Genomic DNA, 25,792 nt, shown 5'->3' with positions numbered 1-25,792 from the left:
GCTTTACCATTTCGCTTTTCGCCATGACCGTCCGCACCCCTGTCCGTACACGCTTCGCACCCAGCCCGACCGGCTATCTCCACCTCGGCGGCGCGCGCACCGCGCTGTATTCCTGGGCCTATGCCCGCCACTTCGGCGGCACTTTCATCCTGCGCATCGAGGACACCGACCTCGAACGCTCGACGCCGGAAGCGGTGCAGGCCATCCTGGACGGCATGCAATGGCTGGGCCTGTCGCACGACGAAGGCCCGTTCTACCAGATGCAGCGCATGGACCGCTACCGCGAGGTAGTAAAGGGCATGCTGGAAGCCGGCACCGCCTACCTGTGCTATTGCTCGCCGGACGAAGTCGAAGCGATGCGCGAGCGCATGCGCGCCGCTGGCGAAAAGCCGCGCTACGACGGCACCTGGCGTCCGGAACCGGGCAAGACCCTGCCCGCCGTACCGGAAGGCGTGAAGCCGGTGGTGCGCTTCAAGAATCCGCTCGACGGCGAAGTGACGTGGAACGACGTCGTCAAGGGCCCGATCACCATCGCCAACAAGGAGCTCGACGACCTGATCATCGCGCGTCCCGACGGCACCCCGACCTATAACTTCTGCGTCTCGGTCGACGACTGGGATATGAAGATCACCCACGTGTTGCGCGGCGACGACCACGTGAACAACACCCCGCGCCAGATCAATATCCTGCGCGCACTCGGCGCCGAGCTGCCGGAGTACGGCCACCTGCCGATGATCCTCGGTCCGGACGGCCAGAAGCTGTCGAAGCGCCACGGCGCCGTGAGCGTGATGCAATACCCGGAGCAGGGCTTCCTGCCGGAAGCGATGCTGAACTACCTGGCGCGCCTGGGCTGGAGCCACGGCGACGACGAGATCTTCTCGATGGAACAGTTCACCGAGTGGTTCAACCTGGAACACCTGACCGCCTCGGCGGCCCAGTTCAACCCCGAAAAGCTGGCCTGGCTGAACAACCACTACATCAAGCTGGCCGACAACGAACGCCTGGCCAATCTCGCGCGTCCGAAGATGGAAGCGCAAGGCGCCGCGTTCGACGGCGCGCCGGCGCTGCCGACCGTGCTGGCCCTGCTGAAGGAACGCGCGAACACGATCAATGAGCTGGCGGACGCGGCGATGCTGTTCTACCGCCAGCCGCAGCCGGATGCGGCCCTGCTGACCCAGCACCTGACCGATGCCGTGCGTCCGGCGCTGGCGACGTTTGTCGAGCGTTGCCAGACGGTGGAGTGGAACAAGGCGGCCCTGGCCGCGATGCTGAAGGAAGTGCTGGCTGCGCATGGCATGAAGATGCCGCAGATCGCCATGCCGCTGCGCCTGCTCGTGACCGGCCAGCTGCAGACGCCGGCCATCGACGCGGTGCTGGAACTGTTCGGCCGCGAGACCGTGCTGGCACGCGTGAACAAAGGCCTGTAATCGGTCTTCAAGGGTGGGGGGCGCATGCGCGTCGCGGACAGGCTTTCGAACAAGGTTTGTCCGCACGCAAATCGGCATTTGCGAAATGCAAGAACCCCCGCTATAATGCTCGCACTTCAGCAGCACACGGTAACACAGCAGCAAGGTGAGACAGTGAAAAACGGGGGTATAGCTCAGCTGGGAGAGCGCTTGCATGGCATGCAAGAGGTCAGCGGTTCGATCCCGCTTACCTCCACCACTCTGAAGTGTAGTTTGTAGTGTGTAGTTCCAGGGTCCCCATCGTCTAGAGGCCTAGGACATCACCCTTTCACGGTGAGTACCGGGGTTCGAATCCCCGTGGGGACGCCAAGCGATTGGCAACTGGCTGGTAGTAAAGAAGCTGCGCCAGCGGCAGCAGTAGTAGAAGTAAAAGCAGTATGTTATAGTGTTGTTTTCCCGTAGGGGGTATAGCTCAGCTGGGAGAGCGCTTGCATGGCATGCAAGAGGTCAGCGGTTCGATCCCGCTTACCTCCACCACGTCGGAAAACACGTTATAGCAGTCCAGGGTCCCCATCGTCTAGAGGCCTAGGACATCACCCTTTCACGGTGAGTACCGGGGTTCGAATCCCCGTGGGGACGCCAAGAATTTGGCAGCAGTCAAGCTGCAAAGTAGTAAAGTAGTATCGGAACAGTTTTAGGTCCCCATCGTCTAGAGGCCTAGGACATCACCCTTTCACGGTGAGTACCGGGGTTCGAATCCCCGTGGGGACGCCAAATAGTGCAAAAAGCCGCCTTGAGCGGCTTTTTGCTTTTCCAGGCGCGGAAATTTGCCTGGTTCTCTTCACCAGCGCGGCGGCAAGCCGTTCAGCGAATATCCATACTGCAGCATCTGCAAGGCCAGCGGCGACTGGCCGAAGAACTGCTGTCCGGGCGCGAAGCCGCCCACCATGCCGCCATTCCCGTTTCCGGCCAGCCCGCCAAGGCCACCGAGGATGGCGCTCCCCCCGGGCCCGCCCATGCCGGCCAGCCCAGGCAAGTTCCCGAGTGCGACATTGCCGACCAACCCAGGCCACATGCCCGGCTGCTGCCCCGGATGCAAGGGCAGGCCCAGCGCCACCAGTGCATCGGGCATGCCGTGGCCGATGCGCGACTGGTCGGCCAGGCTGACCCGGCGCGCGCTGAGGCGGATGATCTGGAACAGCCGGTCGACCCGGTCCGGCGAGCGCGTACCGCCCAGGCCCTGGAACTCGGGCCGGTGCGCCAGGATCAGCGCCGCCAGCCCGGTGATGTGCGGCGCCGCCATCGAGGTGCCGTCCCAGGCCGCGAAGTTATTCGGCGGCACCGACGAGACGATCGCCACCCCCGGTGCGCAAACGTCGACCTGCGGCCCGAAGCAGCTGAACTTGGCGCTGTAGTAGCCCTGGCCATCGGCGTCGGGACTGACGGTTTCGGTGTGATAGCTGTCGGCCGGGAACTCGCCCAGCTTGCCCAGCGCCGCCACGGCCAGCACGTTCGGCGAGGCGGCGGGATACTGCACCGGCCCGCCGGAATTGCCGGCGGCGGCGATGCAGGCCACGCCGGCCTGGCGTGCACGCACGATCTGGCGTTCCAGGGCTTCGGACGGCGCGCCCCCGCCCAGGCTCATGTTGACGACGTCGATCCCTTGTTCGATGCAGTATTCGAGCGCCTCGATCAGCTGGCTGACCTGGCCGCCGGGGAAGAGCTTGCAGACATGGATCTCGGCCTCGGGTGCAAAGCCGCGGATGCCCCAGGCCGGGTCGCTGGCCGCGATCACGCCGGCGCAGTGCGAGCCGTGGCCCAGCGTGTCCTCGCTCCAGGTGTTCGGGTCGGTGCGCTTGTTGATGATGTCGAAGCCGGCGCGGATGCGGTTCAGGTTGCCGTGGCTGAGCGCCGCACCCGAGTCGATGACGGCGATCTTCACGCCCTGGCCGCGGAAATGGGGCGGTAATTGATCCAGGCGCATGGCGCGCGCACCCCAGCCGAGGGCGTTCTGGCGCGGGAAGCCCTGCAGCGACGGCGATTCGGACAGCGCATGCAGGGTGACGAGGTTCGGCTCGTCCATGCTGAGGTCGGGATCGCGCTGGTAGAAGCTCCAGTAGTCGACGCGCGGCTTCACGTACAGGCCGCTGATGGTGCGCGGATCGTCGCCGTACAGGCGCAGCTGGACCATGCCGTTGGTGTCGGTGACGCCCGAGGCCGGCAGCATGCCGCCGAACAGCGACACTTCCGCCTCGGGCAGGGGCTTGCCGTCCTGGCCCGCCACGGAAATGGTGACGTCGACGGCCGGGCTGCTGTACGGCGTCAGCGAGGACACCAGGTCGGGCCGGCGCAGCATCGGGTCGAGCAGTTGCAGGTGCTGGTCGCGCTCGACCAGCAGGCGCCCACCGCCACGCCCGTGCAGGTCCGCGGCCTGGCGGTCGGTCATGCGCGCCACCAGCACGCCTTCGCTGCCGCCGCCATTCATGCCGGAGGTTTCCAGCGAACTGCGCGGGGCGATCTTGTCGACCACGTCGATGTCGGGGCTGGCCTGCAGCGCCTGCTCGACCATCGACAGGGACAGCGGCGCCAGGCCCGCGGCTTCCAGGCCCAGGGTGCCGAAGCCGCCCAGCGGCTGGCGCGGCGCGACCAGGTATTTTTTCTTGCGTTCGGCCACGGTGCGGCCGCGCGGTTCCCGTGCTGCGCCGTCGACGCCAGCGGCGCCGTCGGGGCCATTCGGCTGGCCGCCGTGCTCGGGAGTATCGCCGGGGCCGCCTTGAGGAGTTTTCGGCATGTCGTTTTCCTTTCTTTCGTTTTTGTCGGGGCCTCCTGGCCGGCCGTCCTGACCAGCCGCCTCGGCCGCATCAGAACAGCGACAGTGGGCTGTCGGGTTCGAACATCAACTGGTTGCGGGAGCGTTGCTTCCATTCTTCGGCGGTCGCCGGGTCGGTTTCGACGACGACGGTGTGCGGCGGCCCGGCGCTGGGACCGATGGTGTCGACCAGGCGTACCGCCGGGTCGCTGCGGATGCTGACGACGAAATTGGCGAGTGCGCCGTCATCGTTGGCTGCGCGCACGATGTAACGGACCGGTCCTGCGCCAGTTGGTCCTGCGCTACCCGGTCCTGCGGAACTCGGCATCGGCATGTCCTCCTGTTCGAACCTCCCGCCCGCAGGCGGGAGGCGCCCGTCAGCCTGGCTGCAATGAGCGGCGGAGGCGACACCTGGCCGTTTCCGCCGCCGCCGGCAAGCGTCAATGCATGGTTTGCTGGCCGCCCATCTGCGCCATTTGCGCCAGCTGGGCCTGCTGCGCCTGCTGGGCGTAGGCCGCGTACGGGTCGACCGACTGCGGCAACATGCGGCCCAGCTGGCCGGTCAGTTGGCCGGCAATGCCGCCGATCTGGCTGCCCAGCTGCTGGTTGCCGAGCTGGCCGCCGATGAAGCCGCCGAGCGGCTGTGCGATCTGGCCGGCCAGGCCGGTCAAGTCGGTCAGCCAGCTCTGCGGTGCAATCTGGCCGCCGGCCTGCTGCGCCTGCTGGGCATAGGCCGTGTACGGGTCGACGGACTGCGGCAACATGCGGCCCAGCTGGCCGGTCAGCTGCCCGGCGATGCCGCCGATCTGGCTGCCCAGCTGCTGGTTGCCGAACGCGCCACCGATGATGCCGCCAACGGGCTGCGCGAGCTGGCCAGCCAGGCCGGTCAGGTCGCTCAGCCAGCTTTGCGGTGCAATCTGGCCGCCGGCCTGCTGTTGCTGGGCATAGGCCGTATACGGGTCGACGGACTGCGGCAACATGCGCCCCAATTGGCCGGTCAGCTGGCCGGCGATGCCGCCGATCTGGCTGCCCAGCTGCTGGTTGCCGAACGCGCCACCGATGAGGCCGCCAACGGGCTGCGCGAGCTGGCCAGCCAGGCCGGTCAGGTCGCTCAGCCAGCTCTGCGGTGCAATCTGGCCGCCGCCCTGTACCTGGGCCTGCGCCTGGGCCGACAGCTGGCGCTGCAGTGCCACGGCCTGTTGCTGCACCTGTTGCAGTGCCTGCTGCAGCTGTTGCTGCTGGGCCTGGAGTTTCTGCAGCTGCTGGACCAGCGGATGCTGTTGCTGCTGCATGCCGCCCTGGGCATCGACGGATTGCGGCAGGAAGCCGCCGATGGTCTGCAGGCCGCCGCCGACGATGCCGCCCAATGAGGGATTGCGGGTCACCTGGCCGACCACGGCGCCGGCGGGTTTGGCCAGTTTCCTGACCCAGCTGCCCAGGCCTTGCGGAGCAAATTGATCGGCCTGCCCCTGCTGCTGCAATTGCTGCAACTGCTGTAGCTGCTGTAGCTGTTGCAGTTGCTGTAGTTGCTGGACCTGCTGTGGGTCCTGCTGCTGGCCGTAGGCGGCTGTTGGGTCGGCGCCGAACGGAGACAGACTGCCGATGAGGCCACCGGCAAACTGGCCGATGCGGCTGCCCAGATTCGGGTTGCCGAAGATGTCGCCGACGCCGCGGCCAACGGCGCCACCGGCCGGCGCGCCGATCAGCCCGCCCAACAGGGATTGCGGGGCGATCTCGGGCTGGCCATATCCGAACTGCTGGAATTCGTTCATGCTTGACTCCTTGTATGGAATGCGGCTGCCGGCAACGACGCCGACGTTGGGCACGCGACGGCGTGCCTGGCTGATGTCGATTTTCCTCGCCCACGCGTTGCAAGCGGCCGCGTACGTGGATTCCGCGCGCCGCATGAGGCCGGAGCGTGGACAAAGGGCAGGGGACGAATCGGTGTCCGCCTTCCTGCGGGTATGGATTGGACCGGGTGTCTTCCATGAAGTTTGAAGCGATTCGGTGCTATGCCCGGTTTGCGGAGAGTGGTTTGCGCTGGCGCAGACAAGCGGCAGTCAGGCCCGATGAATGGGTTAGAATGGCGCGCTTTTCCGCAGTAATCCTCTCCAAACATGTCCCAGAATCCACCCCAGACCACCCTGACCATCTTCTGCAAGGTCGTCGACAACTATGGCGATATCGGCATCTGCTGGCGCCTGGCACGCCAGTTGCGGCACGAGCACGGCGTGGCCGTCACCCTGTGGGTGGACGACCTGAAGAGTTTCCGCCGCATCTGCCCGGACGTGGATGTCCACGCCGCGCAGCAGGAGGTGCAAGGGGTGCGGGTGCGCCACTGGCTTGGCCAGGACGGCAGCTACACGCCCGCCGAGGTCGACGACATCGTCATCGAGTTCTTCGGCTGCGACCTGCCGCCGGGGTATGTCGAGGCAATGGCGCAACGCAGCCCGCGCCCGGTCTGGCTGAACTACGAGGGGCTCAGCGCCGAGGAGTGGGTCGAGGGCTGCCACCGTTTGCCGTCGATGCACCCGCGCCTGAAGTTGACCAAGCATTTCTTCTTTCCCGGCTTCACGAACCGGACCGGCGGCCTGCTGCGCGAGCGCGCGCTCGGCGCCGAGCGGGGCGCCTTCCAGTCCGAACCGGGCCGGGCGCAAGCCTTCCTGCGCGGGCTGGGACTGAGGGAGAGCGAGATCGCTGCCTTCAAGGTGTCGCTGTTCTGTTACCCCTTCGCCCCGGTGGCCGCGTTGTTCGGGGCCTGGGAAAGGAATGCCGCACCGATCGCCTGCCTGGTGCCGGAAGGCGTGGCAGCCGATGCCGTGGCCGCCTTTTTCGGCAGGGCCGCGCAGGCCGGCGACTGCGCCACGCGCGGGGCGCTGACCGTGCGCGTGCTGCCTTTCGTGGCCCAGCCCGATTACGACCGCCTGCTCTGGGCCTGCGACCTGAACTTCGTGCGCGGCGAAGATTCCTGGGTGCGCGCCCAATGGGCGAACCGGCCCTTCGTCTGGCATATCTATTTGCAGGACGAGAATCTGCACCACAAGAAACTGCGCGCTTTCCTCGACCGGTATGCGCAGGGGCTCGACAGTTTGCGCGATGTTTCCCTGCACTGGAACGGCACCGGCCCGGGCTTGGCCGAAGAGCAGGACTGGCAGGCGCTGTGGCTGGCGCTGCAAGCCGAATTGCCTGCCATTGCCGGGCGGGCAGGAGCGTGGGAAGCGGAAATGCTGGAGAACGGCGACGTGGCGTCGAACCTGCTCGGCTTTGCCGCTTCACTTCGTTAGGCACGCCGCACATAACATGATATGATGCTCGGTTACTGCAACCCCTTTTTTCGATCATAATTCATATGAAACCCGCAAAAGAAATCCGTGTCGGCAACATCATCATGGTTGACGAGAAGCCTTTTATCGTGCTGCGTTCCGATGTCAACGGATCGAGCCGCACGGGCTTCACCTACAAGTGGAAGATGAAGAATCTTCTGACGAATGCTCCGCTGGAAAACGTGTTCCGTGGCGATGACAAGTTCGACGTCGTCGTGCTGGACAAGAAGCCGGTGACCTACTCGTACTTCGCCGACCCGCTGTACGTCTTCATGGATGAAGAGTACAACCAGTTCGAAATCGAAGAAGAGAACCTGGGCGACGCACTGCACTACCTGAAAGACGGTATGGAATGCGAAGCTGTGTTCTACGACGGCAAGGCGATCTCGGTCGAACTGCCGACCATCATCGCACGCCAGATCGTGTACTCGGAGCCAGCCGTCAAGGGCAACACTTCGGGCAACGTCCTGAAAGAAGCGAAAATCGAGAACGCCATCGAAGCCCACCAGCACACCGTGATGGTGCCGCTGTTCGTCAGCCAGGACGACGTCATCGAGATCGACACCCGCACCAACGAATACAAGAAGGTCGTTCGTAACTGATCGATTGCACTGTAAAAAAACGCTGCCCCTCACGGCAGCGTTTTTTTTCGTCCTTGCGCGGCGCGGCAGGGCCGTCTCCGGTCCGTGGCGCTGCTATTCTATTGCTCTAACAATATAAAGGAGCGGAAATGGATCGTAGGGACTTTGTTCGGATTGGCGTCGTTGCCGGCTCGTTTGCCGGCGCACTGGCCGGCGCGGCAGGAGCGGCCTCGGCGGTGACGCCCAAGCCCAGGCCGCGTGCCGAATCGGACATCCTCGAAGCGGGCGTGCGCGAACAGTCGGCGGCGATGGCGGCCGGGACCATCACTTCCCAGGCCCTGGTGCAGCGCTACCTGGCGCGCATCGCCGCCATCGACAAGGCCGGCCCGCGCCTGAATGCAGTCATCGAAACCAATCCCGAGGCGGTGAAGATTGCCCAGGAGCTCGACCGCGAGCGCGCCGGCGGCAAGCTGCGCGGCCCGCTGCACGGCATCCCCGTGCTACTCAAGGACAACATCGCCACCGGCGACCGCATGTGCACCACCGCCGGTTCGCTCGCGCTCGACGGCGTGCGCGCCAGCCGCGACGCCTTTGTCGCGGCGCGCCTGCGCGCGGCCGGCGCCGTCATCATCGGCAAGACCAACCTGTCGGAATGGGCGAACATGCGCTCGACCCATTCGGTAAGCGGCTGGAGCGCGCGCGGCGGCCAGACCCGCAACCCGTACGCCCTTGACCGTAACCCGAGCGGGTCCAGTTCCGGTTCCGGCGCGGCAATCGCCGCCAGCCTGGCGACCCTGGCAGTCGGCACCGAGACCGACGGCTCGATCGTCTCGCCGGCCTCGAGCTGCGGCATCGTCGGCCTGAAGCCGACCCTCGGTTTGGTCAGCCGCAGCGGCATCATCCCGATCGCCCACTCCCAGGATACCGCCGGCCCGATGACGCGCAGCGTGGCCGACGCCGCCCTGATGCTGGCCGCCATGACCGGCGTCGATACCGAAGATGGCGTGACGAAAGAGAGCCAGGGCAAGGTCGCTGACTATGCGGCGGCGCTGCGGCTTGATGGCCTGCGTGGCAAGCGCATCGGTGTGGCGCGCAATTTCTTTGGCGGCAGCACGGCGATCGATGCAATCGTCGACAAGGAACTGGCGCTGCTGCAGGCGCAAGGCGCGGTGCTGGTCGACGTCACGGTCCCGAACACCGACAAGTATGGCGAAACCGAAATCGAGGTGCTGCTGCACGAGTTCGCGCCGGATCTAAAGGACTGGCTGGCGGCCTACGCCCCGCATGCGCCGGTGAAGAACATGGCCGACGTGATTGCCTTCAACGAAAAGCAGGCGGCGCGCGAGATGCCGTATTTTGGCCAGGAGCATTTGATTGCGGCCCATGCCAAGCGCGGGCTCGACGCCAAGGTCTACCGCGAGGCCCTGGCCAATAACCTGCGCTATGCGCGCGAGGAGGGCATCGACCAGGTGCTGCGCGCGCATCGCCTGGACGCCCTGGTGGCGCCGACCGGCGGCGTGGCCTGGCTGACCGACTACATCAACGGCGACCACTACGGCATGAGCTTTTCCTCGCCGGCGGCGGTGGCGGGCTATCCGCACATCACGGTGCCGGCCGGGCAGACGCGCGGCTTGCCGGTCGGGCTCTCCTTCGTCGGCACGGCCTGGAGCGAGGCCACGCTGATCGGCATGGCCTATGCCTACGAGCAGGCTTCGCAGCGGCGCCGCGCGCCAGGCTTCCCGGCCACGGTGAACGTGCAGGTGTAAGCCTGCAGGCGCGCTCAGCCGCGCTTGGCGCGCTCGAAGGCCGGGCCCCACAGCGGGTGGCCCTGTTCGCCCGGCTCGAGCGAAAAGTCGGGGTCGATCTTCAAGGCCTTTTCAAAGGCCTGCTGGCATTGCTTGGGACGCGAGGTGACACAATAGCTGAAGGCCGTGTATTTCAGGGCCGTGGTGCGGGTCTGCAGCGGGGCGCCGCTGCGGATATCGTTCGAGTTCAGGCGCTTGATGGCACCGTTGAAGTCGCCTTCGTTGTACAGGCGGATGCCTTCGCGCAGGGCCAGCTGTTCGCGCCCGTTCGACGCGTCGGGGCGGGTGTCGGCGCGCGGACGGCTTTCGCTGCGCGGCTCGGGGCGCGACTCGGCTTTCGGATGCTGGCTCGATGGGTTGCGTTCGAGCAGGGGCGCGATCTGGGCGCAGCCGCCCAGGGTGCTTCCGGCGAGGATGGCCAGCAGCAAGCGATGGCAAGTGTTTCGGTTCATCGTTTATCGGCCTCCTTCGGCTTGCGCCGCAAAATCGTGTTCGATGGTCGCGCTTTCCGCGGTGCCGGCATTGACGGTCATCACGTGCTCCGCAAAGTTCGGGTTGACGATGCGGATCGTGTGCTCGCCCTGGCCCAGCGTCAGGCGCTTGACCGGCGGACTGACGCCGCGGTCGACGCCGTTCACGTACACCGTGCCCCAGGGCTTGATCAGCAATTTATAGGTGGTGCCGTTGACGACGGCGTCGGCCTGGCGGGCGGCCGGCGCGGCGGTGTTGTGCGGGAGCGCGGCGGCGTTGCCGGCATCCGGCAGCGTGCCGGGCGTGGTATCCGCATCCGTGGCGGCGGCGGGCTGCGCTTCGGACGGGGTGTCGCCGCCTGCTGTGGCGCCGGCGCTCGCGGCGGGCGGCGTGACCACGGCTTCGCCGGCGTCCAGTCCCTGCGCGGCCTGTTCCTGCGGCAACGACAGCGCCAGGGTGTCGTCGGAATTGTCCTGGTTCAGGTGGACATACAACGCGCTGCCGGCCGCCAGCAGCACGATGGCGGCGCCGGCGATCATGGCCCAGCGCTCCACGCCGCCTTTCTTGCGGGCAGGCTGGGACGGCGTGCGGGCTGGTGCACGCGCTGGCGCGGCAGCGGCCATGGCAGGAGCAGCTGCGGAAGCAGCCGCTGTGGAAGCAGCCGCGGGCACGGAATGGGCCGAGGGCTTGAGCGGCGTGGCCGCAATCGGCTTGTCGGATTGCGCTTCCCGGGCTCGGGCTGGTGATGGCATGGCGGCAGGGGCGGCGGGCGCCTCTTGCCGGGCCGGCGCAAGCACCGGCTCGACAGGCTCCGACGCTTCCGCCTTGCTCAGCTCGAACGGCGGGTTGAGCGGCGTGTCGAGCGGCACTTCGAGGACGGCCGGCACCGGCACGCCTGGCGCCGCGTTTTCTGCCTGCGCCGCCTCGAATGTGGGCGCAGGAGCAGCCGGTTCATTGGCAGGCACGGCGGGCTCAGCCGCAGCGGCACCGATCCCGAGCATGGCGCGCAGCTCGGGAATGGTTTTCGGCCGCAGCCGCAGGTTCGGCCCCAGGCAGCGGTCTATCGTCCGGGTCAATTCATCGCTGTAATTGTCGTACAGGCGCGGGCCGAGCGGGCCTTCGGGCGGGAATTCGGCGCTGATGGCATAGTGGATGACCAGGGCCAGGGCGTGGATGTCCTGTGCGCTGTCGGCTTCGTCGGAGGCGAGCCCGTCGGGCGATGGCAGCAGCAGCGCCTCGCCGCTCTCCAGCACGGCCAGGCTGTCCGGCGTGATGATGCGGTGCGGCGCGTTGTTGGCGTATTGCTGCTCCAGCGATTGCAGGATGTGCTGCACGATCTGGCGGCACCACGCTTCGCTCACGAGCGCAGGGCTGTGCTCGACGATGTCGCGGACCGTGCGTCCGCCTGCGAACGGCGTATAAAGGACTGTGTTTTGGCTGGTCATTTTGCTAACCGTTTATTTTTAGCAAAACTATGCCAGATTTGGCGCGAGCGTGTCGCTGCTGAGTCAACCGTGCGCACTGGCGGCGCACGGTCGGGAACCGCGTTATACGTCGAGGAAGCGCATCTTGAAGTTGCGCCCCTTGATGGTGCCAAAGTCCGGTCCCAGGCGGTTGCCTGCATTCAGGCGGTCGAATGCGTCGTGCGCCATGCGGCGGTCGATCGCCACATAGGTCTGGAACTCGGACACATTGATCTTGCCAACCTGTTCCTTCAGCAAGCCGGCGTCGCCGGTCAGGGCGCCGAGCACGTCGCCCGGACGCAGCTTGTCCTTCTTGCCGCCGGAGATGACCAGCGTCACCATCGGCGCCGGATCGGCGGCCAGGTCGTTGTCGCCCAGTTCGTCCAGCTTGTGCCAGGCGACAGGTGCGTTCTGGTATTCCTCGATCAGGCGCACCCATTTCTTTTCGTTCGGCGCGCACAGCGACAGCGCCAGGCCCGATTCGCCGCCACGGCCGGTGCGGCCGATGCGGTGCACGTGGACTTCGGCATCCTTCGACACGTCGACGTTGATCACCGCTTCCAGGTTCGAGATGTCGAGGCCACGCGCGGCAACGTCGGTTGCCACCAGCACCGAGCAGGAGCGGTTCGCGAACAGGATCAGGATCTCGTCGCGCTCGCGCTGCTCGAGTTCGCCGTACAGGGCGAGGGCCGAGAAGCCCTGGGCGCGCAGCGAGTCGGCCAGTTCGCGGCAATGGGCCTTGGTGTTGCAGAAGGCCAGGGCCGAGACCGGGCGGTAGTGGCTCAGCAGGCGCGCGACGGCCTCGTCGCGGTTGTCGAAGCCGACTTCATAGAAGCGCTGCTCGATGGTCGACTCGTCGTGCTGGCTCTCGACCACCACTTCCAGCGGGTCGCGCAGGAAGTGCGAGGTGGCGTGGCGGATGTCGTCCGGGTAGGTGGCCGAGAACAGCAGGGTCTGGCGGCGTTCCGGGCAGGCGCGCACGATGTTCGCGATCTCGTCGTAGAAACCCATGTCGGTCATGCGGTCCGCTTCGTCCAGCACCAGGGTCTGCACCTTCGACAAGTCGAGCGTGTTGCGGCCCAGGTGATCGCGGATGCGGCCCGGGGTGCCGACCACGATGTGGGCGCCGTGTTCGAGCGAAGCGATCTGCGGACGCATGGCCACGCCGCCGGTAAGGGTCAGCACCTTGACGTTGCCGACGCCGCGCGCCAGGCGCCGCAACTCGCCGGCCACCTGGTCGGCCAGCTCGCGCGTCGGGCACATCACCAGGCCCTGGACCGCGAACCACGCCGGGTTCAGCTTCTGCAGGATGCCGATGCCGAAGGCCGCCGTCTTGCCGCTGCCGGTGGCGGCCTGGGCGATGAGGTCGCGGCCTTCCAGCACGGCGGGCAGGCTTTCGGCCTGGATCGGCGTCATCTCGCGGTAGCCGAGGGTGTCGAGATTGGCGAGGAATTGCGGTGCCAGCGGCAGCGCGGAAAAGGGATGGGTCATGGAGATTCCAGCGGTTAGGCCGGAGTCGCCGGCGCCCAGACCGGCAGGCCGGTCAAATCGAGGTTGTCGTCGCGGCGCCAGACTGGCAGGCCGGTGGTGTCGGTTTCTTCGAGCAGGGTCAACTGCTCCTGTTTCATGGAGGCACGACGAGGACGGGAAGCGCGCTTCGGCTCGACAACGCTGGGTTCGAGCGGTGCGGCCGCCTCAAAACCCGGCAGGTCGAACGTCGCGTTGTCTTTCTTGTCTCTCATCGGCGTATCTGGTGTTGGTGCCCCAGAAAACAAAAGCCCGGCTACAAGAGTCGGGCTCGTTTCGTGCTAAGTGTTTGGTTGCGGGGACAGGATTTGAACCTGTGACCTTCGGGTTATGAGCCCGACGAGCTGCCAGACTGCTCCACCCCGCGTCTGAGGCAAGCATTGTACCGCGTCTGGCGGCCTGACGCAAATGCCGCTTGGGATTGCTTCTAGGCGACGCGCAGGCGCCACAAGGAAGTCACCTCGCGCGAGCGCGCCGCGTGCAAGGGATCGTCGGCATCCTGGGCCTTGCCGTGGGTCGGTTGCACGTCGTGACGGCCGGCCACCTGCAGCCCGGCCTCGCTTATCCAGTTCAGCAATTGCTCGCGCGTACGCAGGCCCAGGTGCTCTGCCAGGTCGGAAATGATCAGCCAGCCTTCGCCGTGTTCGGCCAAGTGGGCCTTCAGCCCGCCAAGGAAACCGCGCAGCATGCGGCTGTCCGGATCGTAGATGGCGTATTCGATGGCCGAGCTCGGCTTACCCGGCAGCCAGGGCGGATTGCAGACCACCAGGTCGGCCTGGCCTTCGGGGAAGAGGTCGGCTTTCACGATCTCGACCTGCTTCGACAGGCCTAGGCGCTCCACGTTCTCGCGCGCACAGCCGAGGGCGCGTTCGTCCATGTCGGTGGCCACCACGCGCTGCAGGCCGCGCCGCGCCAGCACGCTCGACAGCACGCCGGTGCCGGCGCCGATGTCGAAAGCCAGCTTCGCATGCGCCGGCAGCGGCGCCTGCGCCACCAGGTCGACGTATTCGCCGCGCACCGGCGAAAACACGCCGTACCAGGGGTGGATGCGGCCGTCGAGCGCCGGGATGTGCACGCCTTTGCGGCGCCATTCGTGGGCGCCGATCAGGCCCAGCAGCTCACGCAGCGAGGCGACGCTGGGTTCAATGGCTGGCCCCCAGGCTTCGCGGCAGGCTTCCTGCACCTCGGGCGCGCGGCGCAGCGGGATCGTGTAGTCGGCGTCGAACGGGATCAGTAGCATCGCCAGGGTGCGGGCGCGCTGCAGCTGCGACAGGCGGTGGCGGTGGAACCCCTCGGTCGGCGTCGGCGCGGCCTTGCCGGCCTTGGCCCGCCTGGAGTGCGATCCCTTGTGGTCGATGCGGCGCGCCAGCGCCTGCACCAGCTGGCGTGCATTCTGGAAGTCGCCGCGCCAGAGCAGGGCGGTGCCGTCCAGCGCCAGGCGGTAAGCCGTGTCGGCGGACATGGTGTCGTCGGCGAGCACGACCTTTTTCGGCGCCGGCCAGCCGCTTTCCGAGCGCCACAGCGCCGAGCGTTGCTGGCCGCCTTCCACCCATTCGATCTGCGTCATATTAATGGTGGTGGTGCCAGTTGGTGCCGTTCGAGTCGAGGAAGGACTTCACGGCATCGGCGCTGCCGGTGGCGTGCAGCTTGACTTCGCCGCAGCCGCAGATGCCCTGGTAAGGCTGGATGTGCGAGCAGGCCGAGACCTTTTGCAGGTAGACGGTGACAGGTTTCGCGCACTTGGCGCATTTGAAGGTGAGGGTGCGTGCGGGTTTCATGGCTATGAAGGTTTTTTTGTGCAAAGGGCGCATTGTACAAGGGGACGCAAGGGAACTGAGCGCCGTCTGCGCTAATCCGTCTCGCGGTTTGCGCCAGACGGCATGCCAGGATTGGCTTCACGACTAGGATTGATTCCCTGTGGAAACTATCAGGGGGAGCAAATGACGACGACCGATGCGGTGTCCTGTTTTTCGCGCCTGGAGGCGCTGGGCCTGATCGATGACGAGCAGTGTGCAAACGCAGCGGTGCGTCCGCGGCGCGACGATGCTGAAGCGATGGGGGACCCGGCCCGGCAACTAATCTGGATGGTAAGCCAGCGCATTGTCTCGCATGCCGATGTGGTGGCGATTGCGCAGCAGTCGCTGAATGCGGTGGAGGATGGTCCCCAGCGCGAACGCAATGCCGTACTGTTGGAGGTCTTGCCGCGGCTGGAAGCGCTGAGTGCCAGCCTGGATGCGCAGCTGTTCGATGCCTTGCTGGCGGACGGCCTGATCACGCAGGACCAGTGCGCGCGCATGAAGGCCAGGCCGTCCACGCTTGCCCTGGACAGCGAAGCACATGCATTGGCGGTGATGGTCGACTCCGGTGTACTGGCAGAGTCTGGCTTCGACACACTGATGGCACGAGTCGAGTCGGAGCAAGCCCGTGACGGCGGTGCAAGGCGCATGCGCATCATGGAGGATGCGCATGCCAGGTTCATTGCGATCCGTGCGGTGAGGCAGGCGGTCATTGACGCATCGCAGTCCGCGAACAAACGCAGGCTTCCGGTTTCGATACTCGGCGCCGTTGCCATGCTCTTCGTGGGCTATCACGTATATGCCTGGATGGGCGCGGTCCCTGGCTGTGACGACTTATCCACCCGCCACACGGTCAACGGGATGATCTCGCGCGTGGTGGGCAGTGCGGATCCTGGCAGTGCCGGTATGCCCAGGCTCAGCCAGATTCGCGAAGTCGGCTACGCACCGGCACGGGAGCAGCGTGGATGCAGCGCCAACCTGGAGGTAATGGGCGAATCCATCCCCTACGCCTATGTCATCGCGCCGGTCGAAGGCAAGGGGGGGCGTTTCAGTATCGGCGGCGCCCAGCCTGCGCTGGTTGAGGCACGTTTTGGCAAGATCGGCGAGGATGGCGACTTCGGAAACAAGGCAGAGCCGATCGGTCGCGTCCAGCTTGAGGCGGCAATGCGCGCCGCCCTCGAAAGCAAGCGTTCAGCGCTCGCGGATGTGATGGCCGGCGCTGCCGCGGTGGAAGCGGCATTTGCGGGCATCGACCTCGATCGCACCCGGGAAATCGCCGATATCGAGCCGCTCGGCGCATGCCGCGTCTTGCGGGGCGGCGCCAGCTATGCCTGCCGGGTCATGGTGGAGCGCAATGATCCCATGCTGTCCATGTTCGGCCAGCCGTCCGAAATCGTCGAAGGCGAGTTCACGTTCGAACGTGCCCAGGACGGCAAGGCATGGCAGGTATCCGAGGATTTCGGCGATGCATTCGCGCGTGCACTTGCCGAGTCGCGCGCCAGGACGGAACGTGACGAAAAAAACGCAGCGGAAGAAAGCTGATCTCGAAACAGGGTGGCCTGCACCTGTTACCGGTCCTGTCTGCTATTCTCCGGGAACCGGTAATGCCCGGTGATCGTATAGGCAAACAGCCGGTCTTCCATGCGCGTGCCGTTCCCGATGTTGTGGATGATGAGCGGCACGCCGGCAGCCGCGCGCACGTCGGCAACCAGGCCGATGTGCGGCAGGCCCGGCGGCACTTGCCAGGTCACGATGTCGCCCGCCGCGTAATCCTTCGCATCCTTGCTCACGCCCAGCGCCACGCCGTGGCGGCTGAAGAAGGTGGCGAGGTTGGGCACCCTGCGGTGGTCGATGTTGGTGTCGGGCCGCTTCAGCTTCCAGTTGGCCGGATGCGGGTAGGCCGTCCAGGCCTTCTTCATGTCGCGATGCACCAGTTCCTGCAAATCGTAGCCGACGCGCCGGAACGCCCGCACCACGACATCGGTGCACACGCCGCGCTCGATCGGCACGTCGCCGCGCGGGTAGGCCAGCTTGACGTAGGCCGGATCGTAATGCAGCGTGACGCCGATCTGCTCGCGGGCGGCAGCGACCAGGTCCTGCGGTTCGGCATGGGCTGCGCCGGTGGCGGATAACAGCAGCAGGGCGGCAAAGACGGGCAAGCGCGGCATGTTCATTTCTCCTGAAGTGAAGGGCCAGTATCGGCGCCCGGCCCCGCGCCCCGTTTGACGCACATCGTTACAGCACCGTCACCGCGCTGCTCCCGCCTCCGGCGCGCCGCACCTGGATCTTGGCCGCGATCCGCTCGGTCATCTCGTGCACGTGCGAGATCACGCCAACCTTGCGGCCCATCGACTGCAGCGCATCGAGCGCATCCATCGCTACCGTGAGGGTGTCGCTGTCGAGCGACCCGAAACCCTCGTCGATGAACAGCGATTCCACGCGCACCCGGTTCGACGACAGCGAGGCCAGCCCCAGCGCCAGCGCCAGCGACACCAAGAAGGACTCGCCGCCCGACAGCGAATTGACGGAACGGATTTCGCCGCCCATGTCGTGGTCGCGCACCATCAGCGCCAGCGACGGGGCGCCGGCATTGTCCACGCGCTCCAGGCGGTAGCGCTTGGCCAGGTGGGCCAGGTGGCTGTTGGCGTAGCCGAGCAGCACCTCCAGCGTGAACTGCTGGGCGTAGTTGCGGAACTTCTTGCCGTCGGCCGAGCCGATCAGCTCCGACAAGCGTCCCCAGCGCGCCTCGATGGCTTGCTGGCGCTCGATCTCGGCCAGCATCGCCTGCGCCTTGACGCGGCGTTCGTCGTCCTGCGCGGCTTGCAGGCGCAGCGTCGTGGCCTGCTCGTGCAGGCCCTGGCGCTCGTCCAGCACCTTTTGCAATGCGGCGGCAACCGCATCGGCATCCTGCGCGGCCGATGACGGATCGGCGCTGGCCTCGTGCAGCGCGCGCTGGTTCTTGCGTTCGGCCAGCACGGCGGCGGCCCTGGCAATGGCGCCGTCGATCTCGCCCAGCGCCGCGCGCTCGTTCGACATCCACTGCGCGCCGACGGCCAGCAATGTGGCCAGGGCCGCCCCGTTCTCCACCGGCTCCAGGTCCGCATGCTGGGCGGCATACTCCTCGATCCAGTCGGACAGGCGCGTGGCGGCATCGCGCGCTTCGCCCTGCAGGGTGGCGATGCGCTCGCCGGCCTGGGCGATGCCGGCGCGAATGCGGGTTTCCTGCTGGGCCGCCTCGTTGCCGGCCAGCTGGCGCGCCGCGAGGGCATCGCGTGCGGCCGCTAATTTCTGGCGCAAGCTTGCCTCGACGTCCTGCACCGCGCGGCCTTCGAACAAGGCGGCGCGTTCCAGGCGGCGCTCGCGCAGGGCGGCCTCGCTGCGCGCCCAGGCTTCCTGCGCGGCGTTCGCGGCTTGCGCGGCATGCTCGGCGCGCACGCCGGCTTCGCGTGCCCTGGCCTCGATGGTGCCGAGTGCGGCGCGCTGCTCGGCCAGCTGCGCAGACTGCGCCGTCCAGGCTTGCGCCTCGCTTGCACGGTCCCGGTGCCAGCCGGCGGGATCGGCGCGCCAGCCTGTCTGCCAGCCATCGCCGCAGGAGGCGCACATGCTTGGGTCGAGTTCGGCCAGCAGCGCGGCCAGCGTTGCCGCGTCGCGCTCGGCCTGCGCGGCTAGCGTCGCCTGCGCATGCTGGGCTTCAAGCTGCGCCGCCGACGCCAGCTGTGCCGCGTCTTGCACGCGCTTGAGTTCCGCATTGGCGGCGTCGAATGCCGCCTGGGCCGCATCGCGTGCCTGGAAGGCGCGCCGCGCCGCCCCTTGCTGCAAGTCGTTGGCGCGCAAGGCTTCGCGCACTTCGAGCAGCTGGGCGCCGAACCAGTCGGCCCGCGCCGCTGCCGACGGGGCTTGCATTGCCAGCGGATGCGCGTTCCAGGCGCTGTCGAGTTCCTGGACGTCGTCCTGCAAACCGGCGCGTTCCTCGCCCAGCAGTTCCAGGCGCTCCTGGCCCGCGGCCAGTCCGGCGCGGTGCGTGGCCTGGGCCGACAGGTTGGCCTGCACCTGCGCGCGCAAGCCGTCGAGCTGGTCGCGCAGGGTGTCGAGCACGGCGTGCAGGCGCACGTCGGGATGGGCGTAGGGGTGCGCTTCGCTGCCGCACACGGGGCAGGGTTCGTTCTCGACCAGCCGGCCGCGCAGGTCCTCGACCTTGGCGGCGCAGGCCAGTTCGGCGGCGCTGAGCGCGGCCTGGGCCTGGGCCGCGGCAGCCTTGAGTGCCGGTGCGGCATCGGCGGCGGCGGCCAGCGCGGTGTCGGCGGCCAGGCGCGCGGCGGCGGTCTTTTCCAGCTCCTGGTCGATGCGCTGCAGGCGCTGGCGGGCGCTTGCCAGGCCGTGCCAGATTTTCTCGGCGGCGGACAAGGCATCGCGCCGCGCTTCCAGTTCCGCGCGGCCTTCCAGCAGGCCGTCGAGGTCGAACTGGGCCAGGGCCTGCACGGCCTGCGCGCGTGCGCTTTCCTGCTGTTCGATGCGGGTGGACGCCGCCAGCACCGCTTCCTTGCCGGCCGTGGCGCGGGCGGTGGCGTCGAGCAGGGCGCGCTCGGCCTGCGCCAGCCGGGTGGCATTCGCGCGGCTGGCCTGGGCGGCGCTATCGAGCTGGCCGAACAGCTTGTCCCAGCGCGGCCATTGCGCAGCGAGCGCTTCGAAACGGCGGTTGGCGTCGAGCCAGGCCGCGCTGCGTTGCTCTTGCGCGCGGGTGGCGTCCAGCTGCTGGCCGGCCTGCGCCAGCGCGGCCTGGGCCTGAGCGGCGGCGCCTGCCGCTTCGTCGCGCTGGGCCGTCAGCTTTGCATGGGCTTCGCGCAGGGTCGTGATGGTGGCGTCGAGCGCCTTGGCCGCGTCCAGCTGCGGAGCGGCTCCCTGCTGGGCGGCCTCGGCGTCGTGGACCGCATCGGTAGCGAGGGTCACGTCCTGCACCGCCTGGCGCGCCGCGTCCTGCACGCGCTGCAAATCGCGCTGGCCGTTGGCAAGCGCCGTCTCGGCCTCCACGCGTTCCTTTTCGAAGCGCACCAGGTCGGCCATCAGCGGCCGTGCGTCCTGCACCACGTCGAGCGTGGCCAGGCGGATGCGGCGCTCGCGGGCGCCCTCGAAGTCGACCCGGGCCTGGGCCAGCAGGGCTTGCGCATCGAGCTCGTTGCGGCGCAATTTGTCGCGTTCCTGGTGCCAGCGCAACTGGGTTTCCAGCAGCGTGCGCTGGACATCGATTGCTTGCAGGGCCGCTTCGGCAGCGGTTCTGGCGGCGTCGAGTTCGGCCCGCGCCTCCAGCGCCAGCGGGGTCTGGTCGGCCAGGCGCGCGCTGATGCGGCGCACGTTTTCCTGTTCCAGCTTGTAGCGCTCGTAGGCGCGCTTCGAGATCTCGCTGTAGACGGCGCTGCCGGTCAGGGTTTCCAGCAGCTCGCCGCGCTCGTTCTCGTCGGTTTTCAAGAAGGCCGAGAACTCGTTCTGGGCCAGCAGCACCGAGCGCGTGAACTGCTCGAACGACAGGCCGACGCGCTGGGCGATCTCCTGCGCCGCCTCGGTCTTGGTCGCGCCCAGCGCCACCATTTCCGGCAGGCGGTGCAGGCTCATGGCGGGCGGCTGCAGCAGGCCGCTGGCCTTGTTGCGCGAGCGGCGCACGCTCCAGCGCGCGCGGTAGCGCAGGCCGTCGTTGCCGACGAAGTCGACTTCGGCATAGCCCTCGGCGGTGCCGCGGCGCAGCAGGTTGCGCGGATCGAAGGTCGAGACGGTGTCGCCGCCGGCGTCGGGCAGGGCGCTGCCGCCACGGCCGCCGCTGCGTGGCAGGCGCGGGGTGTTGCCATACAAGGCCAGGCAGAGGGCGTCGAGCAGGGTGCTCTTACCGGCGCCGGTCGGGCCGCTGATGGCAAACAGGCCGCTCGACGCCAGCGGCTCCGCCTCGAAATCGACGCAGAAGTCGCCGGCCAGCGAAGCCAGGTTGCGTCCGGCGATGCGCAGGATCTTCATGCACCCTCCCGGTCGCCGGGCAGCATCAGCTCGGCAAAGGCCGAGAGCTGGTCGTCGGGTGCATCCTCGCCATAGCGCTGCTGCCACAGGCGCCGGAAGATGTCGTCGGGCTGGAGCTGGGCCAGCTGGTCCAGGGTCAGCGCCTCGGCCGCTTCGCCGGCAACGGTCTTGCGGGTCGGCTCGATCTTCGCCAGGCGCACCGGTTTATTGGCGATGGCCGCTTCCACCTGGGCGCGCAGGCCCGGTTCCGGGCCGTCGAGCAGCACGCGTACTTCCAGGTAGGGGTGGCAGGCGGGCGGCAAGTCGGGGTCGAGTTCGAGCGACTCCAGCGCGGCCAGCACTTCCGCCAGCGGCGCCGGTTTCGCCGGCACGCGCAGCATCTCCACCGCGCGCGGCACCAGGATAGGCGTGACTTCGCGCGCCACCGCACCCTCGAGGTCGATGCGCAGCACCTGGTGCTGGTAGCCGACTTCGGCGAACGACAGCGGCAGCGGACTGCCGCAATAGCGCAGGTGTTCCTTCTTGCCGACGCGCTGGGCCAGGTGCAGGTGGCCCAGGGCGGCGTAGGCAATCTCGGCGTCGAACATCGAGGCCGGCAGCGCCTCGGTGCCGCCGATCACGATGCGGCGCTCCGAGTCTTGCGAAGACTGGCCGTCGACCATGTGGCAGTGGCCCATCGCCAGGATCGCCTGGCCTTCTTCGCGACGTGCTACCGCCAGCTCGAAGGCCTGGCGGTAGAGGGCGGCGATGCCGTTCAGGTAAGCGTCGCCCTCGGCGTCCACGCGCGGCACGTCGCCCGGGCGCAGGAAGGGAATGCCGAGGCACCAGGCGCGGGTGGCGCCATCCTTGTCCTGCAGCGGCACCAGCAGGCGTTCAAGGTCGATGGCGCCGTCGCGCCCGCGCACCACGTTGCCGATCACGACCGTGCCGTGCGCTTCGAGCAGCGGCCCCGGCGCTTCCAGGCGGCCCGGCGAATCGTGGTTGCCCGCGATGACGACGATCTGCAGGTGCGGCGTGCGCGCCCGCGCCCTTTGCAGGAAACCGTAGAGCTGGCGCTGGGCGGCGGAGGACGGATTGGCGTTGTCAAAGATATCGCCGGCAATCAGGAGGGCGTCGGCCTCCTCGCTCACGATGGTGTCGAGCAGCCAGTCGAGGAAGCACTGGTGTTCGTAGGTCCGGTCGTAATTGTGCAGGGTCTGGCCGAGGTGCCAGTCGGAAGTGTGCAACAGCCGCATGGGGAATCGGAAATGGGGAGAGAGGGAAGAAGAGTCGGCTGAACTATAACGCAGCTGGCGCGCGTCCACAAAAAAATGTCCCGCCGGCGCGGCAGGTGATGCTGAAAAATCATTAGAATAATTGCATGAGTATTGACGTGAATAAGTTGCACTTAACTATAGCCGGCGCCCGTGCCCTGCACCTGGCGGCCCAGGGCTTGCTGCAGCCGCGCCGGCGCAAGGCGGTCAAGGCCGACGTGCTCGATACCATCCGCCGCATGGAGATGTTGCAAATCGACACCATCAACGTCGTGGCACGCAGCCCCTATTTCGTCTTGTGGAGCCGGCTCGGCGATTACCCGCCGGAATGGCTGGACGCATTGCTGGCCGAAGGCAAACTGTTCGAATACTGGGCCCACGAAGCCTGTTTCCTGCCGATCGAGGATTACGGCCTGTACCGCCACCGCATGCTCGACCCGGCGGCGATGGGCTGGAAGTACTCGGCCACCTGGATGCGCGAGCGCGCGGGCGAGGTGGCGGCGCTGCTGGCGCATATCCGCCGGGAGGGGCCGGTGCGTTCCTCGGACTTCGAACGCCTTGAGGGCAAAAGCGGCGGCTGGTGGGAGTGGAAGCCGGAAAAGCGTTCGCTCGAAGTGCTGTTCACCTCGGGCGCGCTGATGATCGCCCGGCGCCACAATTTCCAGCGCGTGTACGACCTGGCCGAGCGCGTGCTGCCCGGCTGGGACGATGCGCAGTTACCAGAGCTGCCCGAGGTGCGCCGCAGCTTTGCGCTGCGCACCGTCAAGGCCCTGGGCCTGGCGCGCGCCGCCTGGATTCCCGACTACCACCGCACCCGCCGCCCGCACGTCGACCCGGCCGCGCTGGCGGAGCAGGGCCTGCTGCTGCGCGCCAGCGTCGAAGGCTGGGCTGACCCGGTCTACATCCATCCCGACCATGCCGAACTGGCGCGGCGCGCAGCCGATGGTGCGCTGGCGCCGACCCTCACCACCATCCTCTCGCCCTTCGACCCGGTGGTCTGGGACCGGCGCCGCGCGCTGGAACTGTTCGGCTTCGATTACCGCCTCGAATGCTATACGCCGGCCGCCAAGCGCCGCTACGGCTACTTCACGCTGCCGATCCTGCGCCGCGGCGCGCTGGTCGGCCGCATCGACGCCAAGGCACATCGCCGCGCCGGCATCTTCGAGGTCAAGGCGGCCCTGTTCGAGCCCGGCCTGCGCGCCAGCGACGCCCTGCTGCGCGAGGTCGCCGGCGCCTTGCTGCGCTGCGCGCGCTGGCATGGCTGCGCCCAGGTCGTGCTTGGGCGCACCGAGCCTGGCGAGATGGCCGGGCGGCTGGCGCTGGCGCTCGAGGGCGGCACGGCGCCGCGCCAGGCAGCCGCATGAGCCTGCCCGCCGCCCCGCTGGACGTGGTGGGCGCGGACGGGCTGCCGCTGTGCGGACGCTACCAGGGGCTGGCCGGGGCGCCGGGCTGGGAGCGGCTGGCGCCACCGTTCGCGCGCGGCGCCTTGTGGCGGCGCCTGCACCACAAGCGCTGGCACTTCGTGTCGCTGGTCACCGACGAACTCTTCGTCGGCCTGGTCGTGATCGACATCGGCTGGAACAACAGCGCCTTTGCCTATGCCTTCGACCGTACACTGGGGAAGGTGGTCGAGGCATTTTCTCCGGTCGGCTTGCCGGCCTTGACGGCCGAGGTCGGCGCCACGGTGGCTGCCGGCGCGCGCTTCGCGATGCCGGGCCGGCGCATCGTCATCGAGGCCGATGGCGCATGCGGCCACCGTTTGCGCCTGCGTGCCGGCAATTTCCGCATCGACGCCGAGTATGGCGGGCCAGCGCCGAGCCTGCTGGCGGTGGGGCCGGTCTTCGACGGCGGCGCCGTGCACAGCACGCAGAAGTCGCCCGGCCTGCTGCTGCACGGCACGGCCGACGCCGGCGGGAGGCGCTTCCGCCTCGACGGCGGGGTGGCCAGCTACGATTATTCGAACGGCATGCTGGGCCGGCGCAGCGCCTGGCGCTGGATCTCGGCGCATGGGCGCGGCCTGGGCGTGAATTTGCAGAGCGGATACTTTGGCGACGCCGAGAACGCGCTCTGGCTGGACGGCGAACTGATCGCGCTCGGCGCGCTGGACTGCCGCATCGAGGCCGACGGCGCCTGGGCGATGACAACGGACGACGGCCTGCTGGCCCTGCGCTTCACACCCGAGGGTACGCGCCGGGACGACAAGCAATTGCTCCTGGCCAGCAGCCACTTGTGCCAGCACCTGGGCTGCTTCGACGGCTGGGTCCGGGCCGCGGCCGATGCGCCAAAACGCGCGGTGACGGGCCTGAGCGGCCTGGCCGAAGACTACCGCGCACGCTGGTAAGGGCCCGTTTAGCGCCCGCGTTCGCCAACGCGGCAGGCTTCGTATGGTTGACTGTCGCTTCCGCGTCCTTCGGTCCGAGTTTGAGCCAGATCAAACGCCGGCCAGGGTGCGCTCCTTACACTACGAGTTCTTTCGGGCTGAAGAAAAACACAACAAGCACAGCCTGTCCAAAACCAGACTTCCCGCCATGCCGCGCTCCCTTGCGGAGCATGCGCTTGCGTTGGAGAAATCGAGAGGAGACCGAATGCTTACCGCTACCTACACGCTCGTGGCGTTGTCAGTTGAACAAACGAATATGCGCGTCAGTCTGCATGCCGTCCAACAACTCGTCCAGAAAAGCTATGCACGCCAGACGGCATTGACGACCGGGCAGGCCGAATACGTCTGCGATACCCTGCGCGGCCTCTACGAAAGCTGCCAGCGCCGCAAGCTCGACCGCTTTCTGCTGCCGGCCCTGCGCCGCGCCAGCGCGAATGCCGATGCGCTGGTGGCCGAGCTCGAGCAGCTCAGCCGCGACGCGGTCGAGGCCCTGGCTACGGCGAACGGCCTGCTGCAGGGCGGCATCGACAGCGAAGAGGGCGTGGAAGCCTTCTGCACAGCCGTCGAGCGCTTCTGCGCCGCGCTGACGCTGCGTTTCGAGCGCGAGGAGCTGGAACTGTTCCCGGTGGCGCGCGTGGCGATTGCCGGCGAAACCTGGTTTGCAATGGCGCACCAGATGCTGGCTCACGATGCCTACCGCGAGGAACACCGGGTGCACCTGGTCACGCCGCCGGCCAGCCGGGCGGCTCGCGTCGAGCACAGCCACCGCCAGGCGCCGCCGGTGTCGTATGTGCATTGAGCCTGCGTAGCGACGATTAAATAATGAAAGACGACGGATGAAGAGCTAACCCGGCTGCGTGCATCCGTGGCAGGCAGTGCGTGGAGCAGGCCTGCACCATCGCCGGCAGCCAGGCCGGCACCGCGGCAGGCAGCCATGCCGGTAGCCACGCCGGCAGCCACGCCGGCAGCTGCGCCGGC

20 protein-coding genes and 6 tRNA genes are annotated in these 25,792 nt (G+C 67.5%); 13 read left to right on the top strand and 13 right to left on the bottom strand.

Features of this window, described 5'->3' with window-relative positions:
* The first annotated feature begins 23 nt into the window (after positions 1-23).
* The 6 genes from gltX (at position 24) to LK540_RS09485 (ending at position 2,180) form a co-directional block, all read left to right on the top strand.
* Positions 24-1,427, top strand: coding sequence for a glutamate--tRNA ligase (gltX, locus tag LK540_RS09510; protein WP_229437023.1), 1,404 nt, complete (start codon positions 24-26; stop codon positions 1,425-1,427).
* Positions 1,428-1,589: 162 nt separating this feature from the next.
* Positions 1,590-1,665 (top strand) — tRNA-Ala (locus tag LK540_RS09505).
* A gap of 34 nt (positions 1,666-1,699) precedes the next feature.
* A tRNA-Glu gene (locus LK540_RS09500) sits at positions 1,700-1,775 on the top strand.
* A 92-nt stretch (positions 1,776-1,867) separates the two neighbouring features.
* Positions 1,868-1,943, top strand: a tRNA-Ala gene (locus LK540_RS09495).
* A gap of 29 nt (positions 1,944-1,972) precedes the next feature.
* Positions 1,973-2,048: transfer RNA gene (locus LK540_RS09490), tRNA-Glu, on the top strand.
* A gap of 56 nt (positions 2,049-2,104) precedes the next feature.
* Positions 2,105-2,180 (top strand) — tRNA-Glu (locus LK540_RS09485).
* A 67-nt stretch (positions 2,181-2,247) separates the two neighbouring features.
* Here the strand turns inward: LK540_RS09485 and LK540_RS09480 are convergent.
* The 3 genes from LK540_RS09480 to LK540_RS09470 form a co-directional block, all read right to left on the bottom strand.
* Positions 2,248-4,197: a S8 family peptidase gene (locus LK540_RS09480; RefSeq protein WP_229437021.1), complete on the bottom strand. Its 1,950-nt coding sequence runs from the start codon at positions 4,195-4,197 to the stop codon at positions 2,248-2,250.
* A gap of 70 nt (positions 4,198-4,267) precedes the next feature.
* Positions 4,268-4,543: a splicing factor ESS-2 family protein gene (locus tag LK540_RS09475; protein WP_229437019.1), complete on the bottom strand. Its 276-nt coding sequence runs from the start codon at positions 4,541-4,543 to the stop codon at positions 4,268-4,270.
* A 112-nt stretch (positions 4,544-4,655) separates the two neighbouring features.
* A complete protein-coding gene (locus LK540_RS09470) occupies positions 4,656-5,987 on the bottom strand; it encodes a hypothetical protein (protein ID WP_229437017.1) in 1,332 nt (443 codons plus the stop codon).
* 345 nt (positions 5,988-6,332) lie between these two features.
* Here LK540_RS09470 and earP point away from each other — a divergent pair, with 345 nt between their 5' ends.
* The 3 genes from earP to LK540_RS09455 all read left to right on the top strand — a co-directional run bounded on the left by earP (position 6,333) and on the right by LK540_RS09455 (position 9,885).
* Positions 6,333-7,499 carry an elongation factor P maturation arginine rhamnosyltransferase EarP gene (gene earP / locus LK540_RS09465; protein WP_229437015.1) on the top strand — a complete coding sequence of 389 codons (1,167 nt, stop codon included), beginning with the start codon at positions 6,333-6,335 and terminating at the stop codon, positions 7,497-7,499.
* 65 nt (positions 7,500-7,564) lie between these two features.
* On the top strand, positions 7,565-8,140 hold the full coding sequence (locus tag LK540_RS09460) for an elongation factor P (RefSeq protein ID WP_229437013.1): 576 nt from the start codon (positions 7,565-7,567) through the stop codon (positions 8,138-8,140).
* A 128-nt stretch (positions 8,141-8,268) separates the two neighbouring features.
* Positions 8,269-9,885, top strand: coding sequence for an amidase (locus LK540_RS09455; protein ID WP_229437011.1), 1,617 nt, complete (start codon positions 8,269-8,271; stop codon positions 9,883-9,885).
* Positions 9,886-9,899: 14 nt separating this feature from the next.
* Here LK540_RS09455 and LK540_RS09450 read toward each other — a convergent pair whose 3' ends face one another.
* The 7 genes from LK540_RS09450 to LK540_RS09420 form a co-directional block, all read right to left on the bottom strand.
* On the bottom strand, positions 9,900-10,376 hold the full coding sequence (locus LK540_RS09450; RefSeq protein ID WP_229437009.1) for a TssQ family T6SS-associated lipoprotein: 477 nt from the start codon (positions 10,374-10,376) through the stop codon (positions 9,900-9,902).
* Between the two features lie 3 nt (positions 10,377-10,379).
* Entirely contained in the window at positions 10,380-11,840 is a 1,461-nt protein-coding gene (locus LK540_RS09445; RefSeq protein ID WP_229437007.1) for a PEGA domain-containing protein, read from the bottom strand.
* A gap of 102 nt (positions 11,841-11,942) precedes the next feature.
* The gene (dbpA, locus tag LK540_RS09440; RefSeq protein WP_229437005.1) at positions 11,943-13,349 is read right to left on the bottom strand and encodes an ATP-dependent RNA helicase DbpA; all 1,407 of its coding nucleotides are present in this window, start codon (positions 13,347-13,349) and stop codon (positions 11,943-11,945) included.
* Positions 13,350-13,363: 14 nt separating this feature from the next.
* Positions 13,364-13,600: a hypothetical protein gene (locus LK540_RS09435; RefSeq protein ID WP_229437003.1), complete on the bottom strand. Its 237-nt coding sequence runs from the start codon at positions 13,598-13,600 to the stop codon at positions 13,364-13,366.
* Positions 13,601-13,675: 75 nt separating this feature from the next.
* Positions 13,676-13,752 (bottom strand) — tRNA-Met (locus tag LK540_RS09430).
* 60 nt (positions 13,753-13,812) lie between these two features.
* Entirely contained in the window at positions 13,813-14,952 is a 1,140-nt protein-coding gene (locus tag LK540_RS09425) for a class I SAM-dependent methyltransferase (RefSeq protein ID WP_229437001.1), read from the bottom strand.
* A 1-nt stretch (position 14,953) separates the two neighbouring features.
* On the bottom strand, positions 14,954-15,163 hold the full coding sequence (locus LK540_RS09420) for a hypothetical protein (RefSeq protein WP_229436999.1): 210 nt from the start codon (positions 15,161-15,163) through the stop codon (positions 14,954-14,956).
* A gap of 162 nt (positions 15,164-15,325) precedes the next feature.
* Between LK540_RS09420 and LK540_RS09415 the strand changes: the two genes are divergently transcribed.
* Positions 15,326-16,723: a hypothetical protein gene (locus LK540_RS09415; protein ID WP_229436998.1), complete on the top strand. Its 1,398-nt coding sequence runs from the start codon at positions 15,326-15,328 to the stop codon at positions 16,721-16,723.
* 26 nt (positions 16,724-16,749) lie between these two features.
* On the opposite strand, the gene LK540_RS09410 is transcribed toward LK540_RS09415, so the two are convergent.
* The 3 genes from LK540_RS09410 to LK540_RS09400 all read right to left on the bottom strand — a co-directional run bounded on the left by LK540_RS09410 (position 16,750) and on the right by LK540_RS09400 (position 22,416).
* Complete coding sequence (locus LK540_RS09410) at positions 16,750-17,349, bottom strand: DUF1287 domain-containing protein (protein ID WP_229436996.1); 600 nt, start codon at positions 17,347-17,349, stop codon at positions 16,750-16,752.
* 67 nt (positions 17,350-17,416) lie between these two features.
* Positions 17,417-21,181 carry an AAA family ATPase gene (locus tag LK540_RS09405; RefSeq protein WP_229436994.1) on the bottom strand — a complete coding sequence of 1,255 codons (3,765 nt, stop codon included), beginning with the start codon at positions 21,179-21,181 and terminating at the stop codon, positions 17,417-17,419.
* Positions 21,178-22,416, bottom strand: a complete 1,239-nt coding sequence (locus LK540_RS09400) for an exonuclease SbcCD subunit D C-terminal domain-containing protein (RefSeq protein ID WP_229436992.1) — start codon at positions 22,414-22,416, stop codon at positions 21,178-21,180. The genes LK540_RS09405 and LK540_RS09400 overlap by 4 nt, the downstream gene beginning before the upstream one ends.
* 137 nt (positions 22,417-22,553) lie before the next feature.
* Between LK540_RS09400 and LK540_RS09395 the strand changes: the two genes are divergently transcribed.
* The 3 genes from LK540_RS09395 to LK540_RS09385 all read left to right on the top strand — a co-directional run bounded on the left by LK540_RS09395 (position 22,554) and on the right by LK540_RS09385 (position 25,613).
* The gene (locus tag LK540_RS09395; protein WP_229436990.1) at positions 22,554-23,798 is read left to right on the top strand and encodes a DNA glycosylase AlkZ-like family protein; all 1,245 of its coding nucleotides are present in this window, start codon (positions 22,554-22,556) and stop codon (positions 23,796-23,798) included.
* A complete protein-coding gene (locus LK540_RS09390; RefSeq protein WP_229436988.1) occupies positions 23,795-24,775 on the top strand; it encodes a DUF2804 domain-containing protein in 981 nt (326 codons plus the stop codon). The genes LK540_RS09395 and LK540_RS09390 overlap by 4 nt, the downstream gene beginning before the upstream one ends.
* 244 nt (positions 24,776-25,019) lie before the next feature.
* The gene (locus LK540_RS09385; RefSeq protein ID WP_229436986.1) at positions 25,020-25,613 is read left to right on the top strand and encodes a hypothetical protein; all 594 of its coding nucleotides are present in this window, start codon (positions 25,020-25,022) and stop codon (positions 25,611-25,613) included.
* The last annotated feature ends 179 nt before the right edge of the window (positions 25,614-25,792 follow it).

It is taken from the genome of Massilia sp. IC2-278, from assembly GCF_020708045.1.
In the GTDB taxonomy this organism is placed as follows: Bacteria; Pseudomonadota; Gammaproteobacteria; order Burkholderiales; family Burkholderiaceae_D; genus Telluria.
This window is presented reverse-complemented; position numbering and strand designations above follow the sequence as displayed.